9 protein-coding genes and 1 pseudogene are annotated in these 15,943 nt (G+C 66.6%); 4 read left to right on the top strand and 6 right to left on the bottom strand.

The features are described 5' to 3' along the window. Nucleotides 1-90: 90 nt before the first annotated feature. Nucleotides 91-1,041 (bottom strand): NAD-dependent epimerase/dehydratase family protein, encoded by a 951-nt coding sequence (locus tag AX690_RS03490; protein WP_066730290.1) that lies wholly within the window; start codon nt 1,039-1,041, stop codon nt 91-93. An 88-nt stretch (nt 1,042-1,129) separates the two neighbouring features. Here AX690_RS03490 and AX690_RS03485 point away from each other — a divergent pair, with 88 nt between their 5' ends. Then, a complete protein-coding gene (locus tag AX690_RS03485; protein WP_066687186.1) occupies nt 1,130-2,008 on the top strand; it encodes a LysR family transcriptional regulator in 879 nt (292 codons plus the stop codon). Nucleotides 2,009-2,109: 101 nt separating this feature from the next. Here the strand turns inward: AX690_RS03485 and AX690_RS03480 are convergent, their stop codons facing one another. Continuing rightward, nucleotides 2,110-3,345, bottom strand: a complete 1,236-nt coding sequence (locus tag AX690_RS03480; protein WP_082769476.1) for a glycosyltransferase — start codon at nt 3,343-3,345, stop codon at nt 2,110-2,112. Between the two features lie 187 nt (nt 3,346-3,532). On the opposite strand from AX690_RS03480, the gene AX690_RS03475 reads away from it, so the two are divergent. From AX690_RS03475 to AX690_RS03465, 3 genes are all read left to right on the top strand, one after another. Then, complete coding sequence (locus AX690_RS03475) at nt 3,533-3,721, top strand: DUF3008 family protein (RefSeq protein ID WP_066687181.1); 189 nt, start codon at nt 3,533-3,535, stop codon at nt 3,719-3,721. A gap of 9 nt (nt 3,722-3,730) precedes the next feature. Beyond that, nucleotides 3,731-3,943: a hypothetical protein gene (locus tag AX690_RS03470; RefSeq protein WP_066687178.1), complete on the top strand. Its 213-nt coding sequence runs from the start codon at nt 3,731-3,733 to the stop codon at nt 3,941-3,943. 144 nt (nt 3,944-4,087) lie between these two features. Continuing rightward, complete coding sequence (locus tag AX690_RS03465; RefSeq protein ID WP_066687174.1) at nt 4,088-5,743, top strand: long-chain-fatty-acid--CoA ligase; 1,656 nt, start codon at nt 4,088-4,090, stop codon at nt 5,741-5,743. A gap of 415 nt (nt 5,744-6,158) precedes the next feature. On the opposite strand, the gene rpoC is transcribed toward AX690_RS03465, so the two are convergent. The 4 genes and pseudogenes from rpoC to AX690_RS23185 form a co-directional block, all read right to left on the bottom strand. Further along, complete coding sequence (gene rpoC, locus AX690_RS03460; protein WP_066687172.1) at nt 6,159-10,349, bottom strand: DNA-directed RNA polymerase subunit beta'; 4,191 nt, start codon at nt 10,347-10,349, stop codon at nt 6,159-6,161. Nucleotides 10,350-10,526: 177 nt separating this feature from the next. Then, nucleotides 10,527-14,597: a DNA-directed RNA polymerase subunit beta gene (rpoB, locus tag AX690_RS03455; protein WP_066687170.1), complete on the bottom strand. Its 4,071-nt coding sequence runs from the start codon at nt 14,595-14,597 to the stop codon at nt 10,527-10,529. Nucleotides 14,598-15,216: 619 nt separating this feature from the next. Next, nucleotides 15,217-15,375 carry a hypothetical protein gene (locus AX690_RS21985; protein WP_082769475.1) on the bottom strand — a complete coding sequence of 53 codons (159 nt, stop codon included), beginning with the start codon at nt 15,373-15,375 and terminating at the stop codon, nt 15,217-15,219. Between the two features lie 159 nt (nt 15,376-15,534). Further along, a pseudogene (locus AX690_RS23185) lies at nt 15,535-15,943 on the bottom strand (photosystem II stability/assembly factor-like protein); the annotation flags it as partial.

Here is a 15,943-nt window from a genome sequence, read left to right as displayed (position 1 = left end):
AACCCCTCATCCGTCAGCTTCGCTGACACCTTCTCCCGCAAGGGGAGAAGGAAGCGAAATCCGCTCACCCCCTCAGCGGACCTTGCCCCTTCACAGACACCCCATCCCTCGCAACGTCTCGCGCACCGCCCCATCCAGAGGCGTATGCGGCTCCCCGCCCAACCGAGCCGCCAGCTTGGCCCCGTCCAGCCGCACCGGCTGTTTCCACAGGTAGCGCATCTCCAACAGCTCTCGAGGCGTCTCGGCGAACAGCCCCGCCAGGCGCAGGACCGCCCAAGGCAGCGGCTTGACCCGAACGGCCGGGGCGCCCAGCGCCCGGACGACCGCCGCGATCATCGCCGTCCCGTCCGGGTCCCAATGGCCGGCCATGTGGAAGCGGGCGAAGTCCTCCAGGTCGTCCCGCTCGATCAGCTGGACCATGGTCTCGGCGACGTCGGGCAGATAGGCCCACTGGTGGCCGACGCCGGGGGTGTTCGGATCCTGGATCGCCTTGGGCCGCGCGCCCGGCGCGACGATCCCCTGGCTGAACCAGTTGTTGGCGGCGCGCGGCCCGAAGAAGTCTCCGGCGCGCACGATCAGCGCCCTCGCCTCCCCCGCTTCGGCGGCGGCTTGCAGCCGGCGCTCCAGCTCGACGCGGATGGCGCCCTTGCGGGTGGTCGGGGCCTGGGGCGCGTCCTCGCCGATCAGCGGGAAGGCGTCGGGGCCATAGTTGTAGACCGTGCCCGGCAAAACGACGCGAGCGCCATGGGTGCGAGCGGCGGCCAGGGTGTTGTCGATCATCGGCAGCACCAGTCCCGCCCAGTTGCGATAGCCCGGCGGATTGACCGCGTGGACGATCACGCTGGCGCCCTCGGCGGCCTCGACCACGTCCTGGCGGACCATGGCGTCGCCGAGCCGGCAGTCGATCCCCGGCAGCCGCGCGACCGCCTCGACGCCGCGGACCAAGGCCCGCACCCGCCAGCCGCCGGCCAGCAGCCGCCGCGCCGCTTCCCCGCCGATCCCGCCCGTCGCCCCGAGCACCAAAGCCGTCTTGCCGTTCATGTTCGCCTCCATTTGCGTGAGGCCAAGATGACGGCGAGCCCACCATTCATAAATTGAATATCATTCTGGGCCAGCTATACGTAAATAGATGAGCACCGATCCGAGCTGGGACCTCTTCCGCACGTTCGCCTTCGTGCTGCGCGAGGGCTCGCTGTCGGGGGCGGCGCGGGCCCTGGGCATGACCCAGCCCAGTGTCGCCCGCCACATCGACGCCCTGGAGGCGGCGGTCGGCGGCAAGCTGTTCGTCCGCTCGCAGAGAGGCCTGTCGCCCACGGACCGGGGTTTGGCTCTGCGCGGCCACGCCGAAAGCCTGATCGCCACCTCGGCCGCCCTGCTTCGGGCGGCGTCGGGGAGCGAGGATGTCGCCGGAACCGTGCGGATCACCGCCAGCGAGGTGGTCGGCGCCGTACACCTGCCGCCGATCCTGGCCGCGCTGCGCGGGGATCATCCCGCCTTGGCGATCGAGTTGGTCCTCTCCAACGCGGTCAGCGACCTCTTGCAGCGCCAGGCCGACATCGCGGTGCGGATGGTCGAGCCGACCCAGCAGGCCCTGGTCGCGCGCAAGGTCGGGGCGGTCACCCTGGGCTTCCACGCCCACCGCGACTATCTGGCGGCGCGCGGGGTTCCGACCACGGCGAACGACCTGCTGACCCATGACCTGATCGGCGTGGACACCGAGACGCCGGCGGTGCGGGCGGTGCTGGGCCGCATGCCCGGACTGACCCGTGAGGCCTTTTCCCTGCGCACCGACAGCGACCTAGCCCAGCTGGCCGCGATCCGAGCGGGCTACGGCGTCGGCGTCTGCCAGGTCGAGATCGCCAGACACGACCCGGCCCTGGTCCGCGTCACGCCCGATCTTTTCAGTTTCGAGCTGCCGCTATGGGTGGTGATGCACGAGGACCTGCGCGGCGTCGCCCGCTATCGCGCGGCGTTCGACGCGTTGGTCGAGGGGCTGGGGCGGCTCTAAGCCGCCCGCCGCGTCTGAACCGCCACGCCCTGCCGACGCGGAACCGCTGGACCAGCTCGGCGAGGCCGCGCAGCGGGAAGGCGGCTGAAAACTGATTAAGATCAGTGCGAAACCGCTGTCATATGGGAAGGCCGCATCAATCGGTCGCATAGCTGGCGCGCCTGGATGGCGGCGGCGGCGTTGATCACCGTGTCGACGCGGTTGTCGAAGCGGTGGCCGGCCGCGGCCTTGGCCTGGGCGTTGCGCCCCATCCGCCAGGCGGCCTCGGGATCCTCGGCCAGGGCGGCGATGCGCGCCACGCCCGCGTCCAGGTCGCGCCAGCGGTAGAGCAGAAGGTCCTCGTCCTCGACGAATTGCTCGGCCCACCAGGCGCTATGGTCGGAGGCCACGGCCGCGCCCGCCAGCATCGCCGTCAGCGGCCGCTCATGCGAGCCGAACCCGAAGTTGGCGTTGGCGTTGAGCACCACCCGAGACCGCCCCATGAACTCGGCCACGTCGGTCAGGCTCATGGCCGGCGCCAGGCGAAGGCTCGGATACTTCTCGATCCACGCGTCGTAGCCGAATCCCGCGCAGAACACCGGCAAGCCCGCCTTTCCGGCGGCCTCCAGCAGTTGCATGCGCCGGACTTTGCGGACGTGCTCATGCACCATGAACGAATAGCGCCGAAGCATTTCGTAGCGCGGGTCGGCGGGATCCTGGCCCATCCCGCGCAGGACTTGGTCGACGGCGTCCAAGGCGGGAATGAACTCGGCGCCGAGGGCGATTTCGAGCGCGCTGTCGAAGATGCGGGTGATGTCGGGACCTTCGGCCGCCCACGTCGGGGCCCCCAGCTTGTAGAACGACGCGGGAAACAGGATCGGTAGGGGCCGCCGCGCGGCGAAGGCGTCGGGATCGGCGTCCAGTTCTACGGGTTCGCCGACACCGGCGTGTGGACAGAAGGCGAGGTGGGCGACGTGGTCCTCCCCGAACGTCGACCGCACAGCGTCAATATGGGTCGGATCCACCGTCAGGAGCGCCGTCTCGGGCGCGGTGTCCGTCAACGTGTTCAGGTGGGTCAAAGGATAGTCGACGTACTGCAGCACATGCGGCGCGTTGAAGATCTGGGCGACCGAACGCCCGCGTTCGTCGCGGAAGTCGCCGAACAGGCTAATCGTATAGACGAGGTCGGTTTGCCCCTGAGCCGCCGCGGCGGCGAACACGTCTCTCAGGTCCGCATCGACCACACCGTCGATGACAGTCGTTTCGTGTCCTCGCCGGCGGAACGCAGCGGCCATTTCGTCGATGAACAGACGGGTGGCGTCGTATTGAGACCCCCCCTTGATGAAGACTGCACGCACAGGGGGACTCCCACGCAACTCAACTCAAATCGAGCCGCTCAACTGAAGATAGACCTCGCCATGCGTTGGTTAACAAAAGCTTTCCCCCGTACCGAGCGCGAGACCGCCACGCGATAATTCGCAGAACGGACCTGATGACGGCGCGTTGGACAGGCGTGTGTGACCGCACAAAGCCCAGGAGGATCCCATGCCCGCCAAGTCCGCCGCCCAGCAAAAGGCCGCCGGCGCCGCCCTCTCCGCCAAGCGCGGCGAGACGCCCAAGAGCGAGCTCAAGGGCGCGTCGAAGTCGATGATGTCGATGAGCGAGAAGGAGCTCGAGGAGTTCGCCCACACCAAGCGCAAGGGCAAGCCCGAGCACGTCGACGACAAGCGGTAGGAGGCGGCGATGTTCCAGCCCGAACTGCTCTGGGGCGTGGGCACCGTCCTGCTGCTTCTGGCCCTGATCTACGGGGTGATCCAGTACAGGACCCGCAACCGCGCCAACGACCCGGTCTCGGAGAAGGCGGCCAAGACGCTGTACGACGATCCCGACGGCTATGACGCCAAACGCGAGGCGCTGAAGGACGAGGTCGAGCCGGCCCACGAGCCGCGCCCCTAGGCGGCCGGCCAAGGCGACGGCCAACAGTCGGCCAGCTCGCGGGGATGACGGCCCCTCGTCCTACAGTGGCGCCGCATTGCACAATGGCGCGCGTCCCTCTAGCTTCTCCTGAACAACGATAATCAACCGGGAGAGAAACAGCCGATGTATGGGCTGATGCAGCATGGGGCGCTGACCCTCGACAAGATCATGGACCACGCGGCGCGCTGGCACGCCGATCGCGAGGTGGTCAGCCGGTCCGTCGAGGGGCCGATCGTGCGCACCACCTACGGCCAGATGCGCGACCGCGCCAAGCGGGTGTCGAACGCGTTGCTGGCCCTAGGCATGAATCCCGGCGACCGCATCGGGACCCTGGCCTGGAACACCGGCCGGCACATGGAGGCCTGGTACGGGATCATGGGCGTCGGCATGATCTGCCACACCCTCAATCCGCGCCTGTTCCCCGAGCAGATCGCCTGGATCGCCGACCACGCCGGCGACCGGATGATCTTCACCGACCTGACCTTCCTGCCGATTCTCAAGCAGATCCTGCATCACATCCCCAGCGTCGAGCACGTGGTGGTGTTCACCGACCGCGACCACATGCCGGCCGACTTCACCCCGGCCGGCGACGCGCCCGGCTTCAAGGGCCTGCTGTGCTACGAGGATCTGGTCGAGCAGCACTCGCCCGACGTCGCCTGGGGCGGCTTCCCGGAGGATACCGCCGCGGGCCTCTGCTACACCTCGGGCACGACGGGCGATCCCAAGGGCGTGCTCTACTCGCACCGCTCGAACTTCCTGCACACCTTCATCACCCTGCAGCCCGACGTGATGGGCCTGTCGCAGAAGGACGTGGTGCTGCCGGTGGTGCCGATGTTCCACGCCAACGCCTGGGGCGTGACCTTCTCCGCGCCGGGGACCGGGGCCAAGATGGTCATGCCCGGCGCCAAGATGGACGGCGCCTCGATCCACGAGCTGCTGGAAACCGAGGGCGTCACCTTCTCGGCCGCCGTGCCCACCGTCTGGCAGATGCTGCTGCATCACCTCGAAAGCACCAACGGCAAGATCACCACCCTGAAGAAGGTGGTGATCGGCGGGGCGGCCTGCCCCGAGAGCATCATCCGCGCCTTCCACGACAATTACGGCGTCGAGGTCGTGCACGCCTGGGGCATGACCGAGACCTCGCCGGTCGGCACCCTGTCGGTGATGACCGAGGCGCTCAGCAAGCTCCCCTACGATGAGCAGATGCCCTGGCGCCTGAAGCAGGGTCGCCCGCCGCTGGGCGTCGAGATCTGCCTGAAGGACGACGACGACAAGCCCCTGCCCCACGACGGCAAGGCCTTCGGCCACCTGAAGATCCGCGGCCCGATCATCGCGGGCGAGTACTTCAAGGGCGCGGGCGGGAACATCCTGGATGACGAGGGCTATTTCGACACCGGCGACGTCGCCACGATCGATCCCGAAGGCTTCATGCAGATCACCGACCGGGCCAAGGACGTGGTCAAGTCGGGCGGCGAGTGGATCAGCACGATCGAGATCGAGAACATCGCCGTCGGCCACCCGAAGGCCGCCCTCGCCGCCGTGGTCGGCGTGCCCCACCCCAAGTGGGACGAGCGCCCCGTGCTGCTGATCAAGCTGAAGCCCGGCGAGACCGCGACGCGCATCGAGTTCCTCGACTTCCTGCAAGGCAAGATCGCCAAGTGGTGGACCCCCGACGACGTGCTGTTCGTCGAGGACATCCCGCTGGGCGCGACGGGGAAGATCGACAAGAAGGTTATTCGCAAGCGGCTGGCGGAAGAGCATTACGCTCTGCCGGGATAGCCCGAAGGAAGGCTCGTCAACGTCGACTCTGGCGGGTTAGCGGTCCTAGGGAGTCCGCGAGGCGGGGCCGGCCGTGAGATGTAAGGATGGCTCCCCTCTCCGGGAGAAGGCGCGGACACCCGCTGATCGCGCCGTAGGCTCGCTTCCCCTCGCCCTCTCCCAGCGGGAGAGGGTGTTCCAGCACCCCCAACGACAAAGGCCCGGGATCGCTCCCGGGCCTTTCCGTAGTCACTCAGGCGACGACGCCTATTCGGCGTCCCCCGGACGCCTTTCGGCATCCGAGTTCCGAGAGGCGCCGACGCCTATTCGGCGTCCCCCGGATGCCTTTCGGCATCCGAGTTTCCGAGAGGCGCGGACGCCTATTCGGCGTCCCCCGGATGCCTTGCGGCATCCGAGTTCCGAGAGGCGCGGACGCCTATTCGGCGTCCGCGGTGGCGATCTCGGCCGGCAGCGGCTCCATCGCTTCCTCGCGCTGCTGGGCCAGCTGTTCGTCGCGCTTGGCGGCGACGCGTTGCAGGCTGCGCAGGTAGGAGCCCGTGCCCGCCGGGATCAGACGACCCACGATCACGTTTTCCTTCAGGCCTTCCAGGGTGTCGGTCTTGCCGTGCACCGAGGCTTCGGTCAGGACGCGCGTCGTTTCCTGGAACGAGGCGGCCGAGATGAAGCTCTTGGTCTGCAGCGAGGCCTTGGTGATGCCCAGCAGCACCGGCTGGGTCACAGCCGGACGGCCGCCGCGGGCGATCGCCTTTTCCTGTTCCTTGTCGAACTCCGGCTTATCAAGGTGGTCACCCTTGATCAGGCCGGTGTCGCCGGGCTCGAGGATCTCGACCTTCTGCAGCATCTGACGAACGATCGTCTCGATGTGCTTGTCGTTGATCGGCACGCCCTGCAGACGATAGACCTCTTGGATCTCGTCGACGAGGAAGTTGGCCAGGGCCTCGACGCCCAGGATGCGCAGGATGTCGTGCGGATCCGGGTTGCCGTCGATGATGTACTCGCCCTTGGTGATGTAGTCGCCGTCGTGGACGGCGATGTGCTTGCCCTTCGGGATCAGGAACTCGACCGCTTCGGGCTGGTTGCCGTCGGCGTCGACGTCCGGCGTGATCTTGATCCGGCGCTTGTTCTTGTAATCCTTGCCGAATTCGACACGGCCGTCCATTTCCGCGATGACCGCGCAGTCCTTCGGACGGCGGGCTTCGAAGAGCTCGGCGACGCGCGGCAGACCACCGGTGATGTCCCGGGTCTTGGCGCCTTCGGTCGGGATACGCGCGATCACTTCACCCGGCTTCACCTCGTCGCCGTCGGCGACGGAGAGAATGGCGCCGGCCGACAGGAGGTAACGAGCCTCGCCGCCGTTCGACAGACGCTTGTACGAACCGTCTTCCGACAGCACGCCCATGGCCGGACGCAGGTCCGAACCGCGGGCCGAGGTCCGCCAGTCGGCGACGACGCGCTGAGCGATGCCGGTGGCTTCGTCGACTTCCTCGCGGATCGACAGGCCGTCGACCAGGTCTTCGGCGCGGATCTTGCCGGCCACTTCGGTGATGATCGGGGTGGTGTAGGGGTCCCAATCGCCGAGGCGCTGGCCGCGCTTGACCGTGTCGCCGTCCTTGACCCGCAGGCGGGCGCCGTACGGCGGCTTGTAGGTTTCGCGCTCCTTGCCGTCGACCAGCACGCTGACGGTGGTGTTGCGGCTCATGATGACCAGAGCGCCGTCGGCGCCGACGACCGTCGGACCGATCACGCGGACCGTACCGTCGTTGCTGGCTTCGAAGAACGACTGCTCGGCCACCTGGGCGGTGCCGCCGATGTGGAAGGTCCGCATGGTCAGCTGCGTGCCGGGCTCACCGATCGACTGGGCGGCGATGACGCCGACCGCTTCGCCGATGTTCACCGGGGTGCCGCGGGCCAGGTCGCGGCCGTAGCAGGCGCCGCAGACACCGATCTTGGCTTCGCAGGTCAGGACCGAGCGGACCTTCACCGACTGAACGACCGCGGCCTCGATGGCGTCGGCGATGTTCTCGTCGATATAGGTGTCGGCCGGCACGACCAGCTCGCCGGTCGCCGGATCCTTGACGTCTTCGGCGGTGAAACGACCCAGGACGCGGGCGCCCAGCGAGACCAGCACGTCGCCGCCCTCGACCACGGCGCGCAGGGTGATGCCCTTGGTCGTGCCGCAGTCTTCCTCGACGATGATGCAGTCCTGCGCGACGTCGACCAGACGACGGGTCAGGTAACCCGAGTTGGCCGTCTTCAGCGCGGTGTCGGCCAGACCCTTACGGGCGCCGTGGGTGGAGTTGAAGTACTCCTGAACGGTCAGGCCTTCCTTGAAGTTCGAGACGATCGGGGTCTCGATGATCTCGCCGGAGGGCTTGGCCATCAGGCCGCGCATGCCGCCCAGCTGCTTCATCTGGGCTTGCGAACCCCGGGCGCCGGAGTGGGCCATCATGTAGATGGCGTTGATTTCCTTTTCGCGACCGTTCTCGTCGCGATGCTTCATCTGAAGCTCGGCCATCATCTCGTCGGCGACGCGGTCGGTGGCCTTGGCCCACGCGTCAACGACCTTGTTGTACTTCTCGCCCTTGGTGATCAGGCCGTCGGCGTACTGTTGCTCGTACTCCTCGGCCAGCTTGCGGGTCTCTTCCACGATCTGCGTCTTGCGAGCCGGGATGATGATGTCGTCCTTACCGAACGAGATGCCCGCCTTGGCGGCTTCCTTGAAGCCCAGGCCCATGACCTGGTCGGCGAAGATGACCGTCGCCTTCTGACCGCAGTGGCGGTAGACGATGTCGATCAGGTTGCCGATTTCCTTCTTGGTCAGCGCCTTTTCGATCAGGCGGTGGCCGATCTGCGGGTGACGCGGCAAGAGGGCGGCGATCTTCATCCGGCCCGGCGTGGTGTCGATGACCTTGCGGACCATCTCGCCTTCCGGATTCATCTCGGTGTAGCGCGCCTTGATCTTGGCGTGCAGCGTGACGACGCCGGCGTCGAGCGCGGCTTCGATTTCGCCCAGGTCGGCGAAGATCTTGCCTTCGCCCGGCTCACCCTCGCGAGCGACCGACAGGTAGTACAGGCCCAGGACGATGTCCTGCGACGGCACGATGATCGGGCGACCGTTGGCGGGCGACAGGATGTTGTTGGTCGACATCATCAGGACGCGCGCTTCCAGCTGAGCTTCCAGGCTCAGCGGGACGTGCACGGCCATCTGGTCGCCGTCGAAGTCGGCGTTGAACGCGGCGCAGACCAGCGGGTGCAGCTGGATGGCCTTGCCCTCGATCAGCTTCGGCTCGAACGCCTGGATGCCCAGACGGTGAAGCGTCGGCGCGCGGTTCAGCAGGACCGGGTGCTCGCGGATCACCTCTTCGAGGATGTCCCACACCTGCGGCTGCTCGCGCTCGACCATGCGCTTGGACTGCTTGACGGTGCCCGACAGGCCCTTGGCGTCCAGGCGCGCGTAGATGAACGGCTTGAACAGCTCCAGCGCCATCTTCTTGGGCAGGCCGCACTCGTGCAGCTTCAGCTCGGGACCCACCACGATGACCGAACGGCCCGAGTAGTCGACGCGCTTGCCCAGCAGGTTCTGACGGAAGCGGCCTTGCTTGCCCTTCAGCATGTCGGCCAGCGACTTCAAGGGCCGCTTGTTGGCGCCGGTGATGACACGACCACGACGGCCGTTGTCGAACAGGGCGTCGACCGACTCCTGCAGCATCCGCTTTTCGTTGCGGATGATGATGTCGGGGGCGCGCAGCTCGATCAGGCGCTTCAGGCGGTTGTTACGGTTGATGACCCGGCGATACAGGTCGTTCAGGTCCGAGGTCGCGAAGCGGCCGCCGTCCAGCGGCACCAGCGGACGCAGTTCCGGCGGGATCACCGGCACCACGGTCATGATCATCCATTCCGGACGATTGCCGCTTTCCTGGAAGGCTTCCAGGATCTTCAGGCGCTTGGAGAACTTCTTCTGCTTCATGTCCGACGGGTTGCCCGCCAGCTCCTCGCGCAGCTTCTCGGCCTCCTTTTCGAGGTCGATCGCCTTCAAGAGGTTCTGGATGGCTTCCGCGCCGATCTCGGCGGTGAAGCTGTCGTCGCCGTACTCTTCCTGGGCGCGCATGTAGTCGTCTTCGCTGAGCAGCTGGTGCTGCTTCAGCGGCGTCAGGCCCGGCTCGGTGACGATGTAGTATTCGAAGTAGAGGACGCGCTCGATGTCCTTCAGCGGCATGTCCAGCATCATGGCGATGCGCGAGGGCAGCGACTTCAGGAACCAGATGTGGGCGACCGGCGAGGCCAGTTCGATGTGGCCCATGCGCTCGCGACGGACGCGGGCCAGGGTGACTTCAACACCGCACTTTTCGCAGATGATGCCCTTGTACTTCATGCGCTTGTACTTGCCGCACAGGCATTCGTAGTCCTTGGTCGGGCCAAAGATACGGGCGCAGAACAGGCCGTCACGCTCGGGCTTGAACGTGCGGTAGTTGATGGTCTCGGGCTTCTTGATCTCGCCGAACGACCACGAGCGGATCTTTTCCGGCGAGGCCAGCGAGATGCGGATCTGGTCGAAGGTCGGAGCGGCCTGGACCGGATTGAAGATGTTCAGGACTTCCTGGTTCATCTTGGTTCCTTCTGCGGGGTTTCCCGCGAAAAATTCTCTTTAGAGCGCTCCTCCCCCGCGTGCGGGGGAGGTGGCGGCGGAGCCGTCGGAGGGGGCTAGCTGGAGATCGGCCGAACTGGCCCCCTCCGTCCCTCCGGGACACCTCCCCCGCATCGCGGGGGAGGAGCCTCAGTCGACTCAGCTGTTCTCCAGCTCGACGTTCAGGCCGAGCGAGCGCATTTCCTTGACCAGCACGTTGAAGCTTTCCGGGATGCCGGCTTCGAACGTGTCGTCGCCGCGGACGATCGACTCGTAGACCTTGGTCCGGCCGGCCACGTCGTCGGACTTCACCGTCAGCATTTCCTGCAGGGTGTAGGCCGCGCCGTAGGCTTCCAGAGCCCACACTTCCATTTCCCCGAAGCGCTGACCGCCGAACTGGGCCTTACCACCCAGCGGCTGTTGCGTGACGAGCGAGTACGGACCGATCGAACGGGCGTGGATCTTGTCGTCGACCAGGTGGTGCAGCTTCAGCATGTAGATGTAGCCGACCGTGACCGGACGCTTGAACTGCTCGCCGGTCAGGCCGTCGTACAGGATCGACTGGCCCGACGGGTTGACCCCGGCCATTTCGAGGTGGTTCTCGATGTCGCTCATGCGCGCGCCGTCGAACACCGGCGTGGCGATCGGAACGCCCTTGCCGAGGTTCTTGGCCAGCTCGATCAGCTCTTCCTCGGTTTCCGGCAGCTCTTCGTCCGGACCGTAGATGTCGCGCAGGCGGTCGATGAGCGCCTGCTTCTGACCGCCGGCCTGCCAGTCTTCCATCAGGTTGGTGATCTGCTTGCCGAGATTGGCGCAGGCCCAGCCCAGGTGGGTTTCGAAGATCTGACCGACGTTCATGCGCGAAGGCACGCCCAGCGGGTTCAAAACGACGTCGACGTGCGTGCCGTCGGCGAGGAACGGCATGTCCTCGATCGGCAGGATGCGCGAGATGACGCCCTTGTTGCCGTGACGGCCGGCCATCTTGTCGCCCGGCTGCAGCTTGCGCTTCACCGCCACGAAGACCTTGACCATCTTCATCACGCCCGGAGGCAGTTCGTCGCCGCGCTGCAGCTTGTCGACCTTGTCTTCGAAACGACGGTCGAGGCGCTTGCGGTTCTCGTCGAACAGGCGGCGCAGCGACTCGAGTTCGCCCATCGCCTTTTCGTCTTCCAGAGCGATCTGCCACCACAGACCCGGCTGGATCTGCGACAGCGCGTCGGCGGTGATCTCGCCGCGCGACAGGCCCTTGGGACCCGACACGGCGACCTTGCCGATCAGCAGTTCCTTCAGGCGGCCCGAGATGTTGCGGTTCAGGATCGCGAACTCGTCGTCGCGGTCCTTGCCCAGGCGGTCGATCTCGGCGCGTTCGATGGCGAGCGCGCGCTCGTCCTTGTCGACGCCGTGACGGTTGAAGACGCGCACGTCGACGATCGTGCCGGCGACGCCCGGGGGCAGACGCAGGGACGTGTCGCGGACGTCGGAGGCCTTTTCACCGAAGATGGCGCGCAGCAGCTTTTCTTCCGGCGTCATCGGGCTCTCGCCCTTCGGCGTGACCTTGCCGACCAGGATGTCGCCCGGCTGGACCTCGGCGCCGATCGCCACGATGCCGGCTTCGTCGAGGTTGCGCAGGGCTTCCTCGCCGACGTTCGGGATGTCGCGGGTGATTTCTTCCGGACCCAGCTTGGTGTCGCGGGCCATGACTTCGAATTCCTCGATGTGGATCGAGGTGAAGACGTCGTCACGGACGATGCGTTCGGAGATCAGGATCGAGTCTTCGAAGTTGTAGCCGTTCCAGGGCATGAACGCGACCAGCGCGTTGCGGCCCAGGGCCAGTTCGCCCAGCTCGGTCGACGGACCGTCGGCGATGATGTCGCCGGCGCGGATCTTGTCGCCCACCTTCACCAGCGGACGCTGGTTGATGCAGGTCGACTGGTTCGAGCGCTGGAACTTCGACATGCGGTAGATGTCGACGCCCGAACGCGCCGGGTCGGTCTCTTCCGTGGCGCGGATGACGATACGGGTGCCGTCGATCTGCTCGACCACGCCGGTGCGCTTGGCGATCACGACCGCGCCCGAGTCACGGGCGACGACGGCTTCCATGCCGGTGCCGACCAGCGGGGCGTCGGACTGCACCAGCGGCACGGCCTGACGTTGCATGTTCGAGCCCATGAGGGCGCGGTTGGCGTCGTCGTTTTCCAGGAACGGGATCAGGGCGGCGGCCACCGACACGACTTGGCGCGGCGACACGTCCATCAGGTCCACCGTCTCCTTTTGCAGGAGGGTCGGTTCGCCGTTGATGCGGCCCGGAACCAGGTCTTCCACGATCTCGCCGCCGTCGACCTTGATGTTCGACTGGGCGATGACGTGCTTCGACTCTTCCATCGCCGACATGTAGACGACTTCGTCCAGCGGCTTGCCGTCCTTCACGCGACGGTACGGGCTCTCGATGAAGCCGTACTTGTTCACGCGGGCGTGGGTCGCGAGGCTGTTGATCAGACCGATGTTCGGACCTTCCGGCGTCTCGATCGGGCAGATCCGGCCGTAGTGGGTCGGATGCACGTCGCGGACTTCGAAGCCGGCGCGTTCGCGGGTCAGACCGCCCGGGCCGAGGGCCGACAGACGACGCTTGTGGGTGATTTCCGACAGCGGGTTCGTCTGGTCCATGAACTGCGACAGCTGCGAGGAGCCGAAGAATTCACGGACGGCGGCCGCGGCGGGCTTCGCGTTGATCAGGTCGTGCGGCATCACGGTGTCGATGTCGACGGACGACATGCGTTCCTTGATGGCGCGCTCCATACGCAGCAGGCCGACGCGGTACTGGTTTTCCAGCAGCTCGCCCACCGAGCGGACGCGGCGGTTGCCCAGGTTGTCGATGTCGTCGATTTCGCCGCGACCGTCGCGCAGGCCCACCAGGACCTTCAGCACGGCCAGGACGTCTTCCTTGCGCAGGATGCGGACCTCGTCCGAGACGTCCTGCTCGAGACGCATGTTCATCTTCACGCGGCCCACCGACGACAGGTCGTAGCGCTCGGCGTCGAAGAACAGCGACTTGAACATGGCCTCGGCGGCTTCCACCGTCGGCGGCTCGCCCGGACGCATGACGCGGTAGATGTCGAACAGCGCGTCCTCGCGGATGGCGTTCTTGTCCACGCGCAGGGTGTTGCGCATGTAGGCGCCGACCGTGACGTGGTCGATGTCCAGCACGTCGATGGTGTCGAAGCCTTGGTCGGCCAGGGCCTGGATCGTCGGGACGTCCAGCTCGTCGCCGGCTTCGGCGTAGATCTCGCCGGTGGCCATGTTGACCGCGTCGCGGGCCAGGTAGCGGCCCGTCAGGGCTTCCGGCGCCAGCAGCAGGGTCTTCAGGCCGCCGTCGGCGAACTTCTTGGCCTGGCGGGCGGTGATCTTGGTGCCGGCCGGAGCGACTTCCTCGCCGGTGTCGGCGTCGACCAGCGGGAACTCCGGCTTCACGCCGCGCCAGCGCTCGGGCTTGTACGGGGTGGCCCAGCCGCCCGCGCGCTTCTCGAACGGGACGACGTCGTAGAAGGTCGTCAGGATCTCTTCGCCGTCCATGCCCAGGGCATAGAGGAAGGTGGTGGCCGGCAGCTTACGGCGGCGGTCGATGCGGACGTAGACGATGTCCTTGGCGTCGAACTCGAAGTCCAGCCACGAGCCGCGGTACGGGATCACGCGGGCGGCGAACAGCAGCTTGCCCGAGGCGTGGGTCTTGCCCTTGTCGTGGTCGAAGAACACGCCCGGCGAGCGGTGCATCTGCGAGACGATGACGCGCTCGGTGCCGTTGACGATGAAGGTGCCCTTGTCCGTCATGAGCGGGATGTCGCCCATGTAGACGTCCTGCTCCTTGATGTCCTTGACCGAGCGGGCGCCGGTCTCTTCTTCGGTTTCAAAGACGATCAGGCGCAGCTTGACCTTCAGCGGCGCGGCGAAGGTCATGTCGCGCTGGATGCATTCCTCGACGTCGTACTTGGGCTCCTCGAACTCGTACGAGACGTATTCCAGGACGGCGCGTTCGTTGAAGTCCTTGATCGGGAACACCGACTTGAAGACCGCCTCGACGCCCTCGTCGCGGCGTTGGCCCGGACGGACCTCGCGCTGAAGGAACTGCTCGTAGGAGGAGCGCTGAACCTCGATGAGGTTCGGCATCTGCACAGCCTCGGGAATGCGGCCGAACGACTTCCGGATCCGCTTCTTGCCGGTGAAGGATTGCGCCATGTGTTTTCCCTGGGCGCGGATGGAGTCCGCGCGTGAGTTCGAATTGCCTTGGCGTCCACCCTCGCTTCTCTCCTGCTCGGAGAGCCGCGGACGCTGGAATTCCCCTGCCGGGCGACCGGGACCGGAAGCCTGACGGGCGCCCCTTCGCGCTGGTCGGAGGGCGGCTGACCGCGCCTCGGGGCGTACATACGGACGCGACAAAGCGCTCCGCCGATGTAATCGTGAACGCGGGGATATAGGGGATGGAGGCGCGGAAGGAAAGGGGGATTCGTGAATGGGCGTAAATGCGTTGGATCAACGCATCCACACCTTACTCCCGACCTCCCCGGCGAATGCCGGGGCCCAGATACATTCTGGGAGGTTTGGGTGTTCTCGCTCCGACGCTTCGATCAGACGGCCTAGGCCGCGCCTTCGATCTGGACCCCGGCATTCGCCGGAGAGATCGGAGGAAAAAATCGCCTTAGACGCTGAAGTCGACGAACTGGGGCACGCTCACCTGCCCGGTTTCGGCGCCCTTTCGCTTGCCCTCCTCCTGGGCCAGTTCCATGGCGTCCTTGATCTTGCGCTGCACGGCTTCCTCGACCTGCGCCAGCCGCGCCCCGGCGCTTTTTGCCGGGGCCTAGGCCTTCTTCATCGCCTTCATCACCAGCGAGACCGCCAGGGCGATCAGGCAGACGAAGAACGCCGCCTTGGTGATGGCGCCGGCGACGTTGACGACGAAACCCAGGATCCCGAACAGGATCATCAGGGCGAGCAGGACAGCAGCGAGCTTCAGCATGACGGGGGAACGCGGGGATCGGGGAGTGGTTCCCTTCTCCCCTTGCGGGAGAAGGTGGCCGCCGCAGGCGGTCGGATGAGGGGTCGCGCTAGATGCGCCGAGAAACCCCTCACCCGGCCCTCCGGGCCCCCCTCTCCCGCAAGGGGAGAGGGAAAAGCCTCACCCCCGCCAAAGCCCCACCGTCCCGTTCGGCCCGCACAGCACGGCCGTCTTCTTGGACGTGAGCCGCACGCTGTTCATCGGCGCCTCCGACACCCGCTGGAAGGTCCGGCCGTCGCGGGCCACGATGGTCCCCGCCAACCCCGTGGCCATCACCGTCTCGCCCTTGACCGAGATCCCCGACAGATAACCGGCCGGCGCGGCCACCGGCTCGAAGGTCAGGCTGCCCGGCGCCAGCCAGGCCAGGTTCACGCCCTCCCCGCGCGGGTTCTTGTAATCGCCGCCGCAGACCCACAGCTCCCCGCGCTTGCCGAACGCCACGGCGAACGCGCCCTTCGACGGCGCGTCGGCCGGTATCGGCGTGTCCAGCGCCACGAACACCCCGCCGCCGCCTTGCGAGACATAGACC

The sequence above is a fragment of the Caulobacter sp. CCH9-E1 genome (genome assembly GCF_001556515.1).
Lineage (GTDB): Bacteria > Pseudomonadota > Alphaproteobacteria > Caulobacterales > Caulobacteraceae > Caulobacter.
Note: the sequence above shows the minus strand (reverse complement) of the source record. Positions and strands in the feature narration are given on the sequence as shown.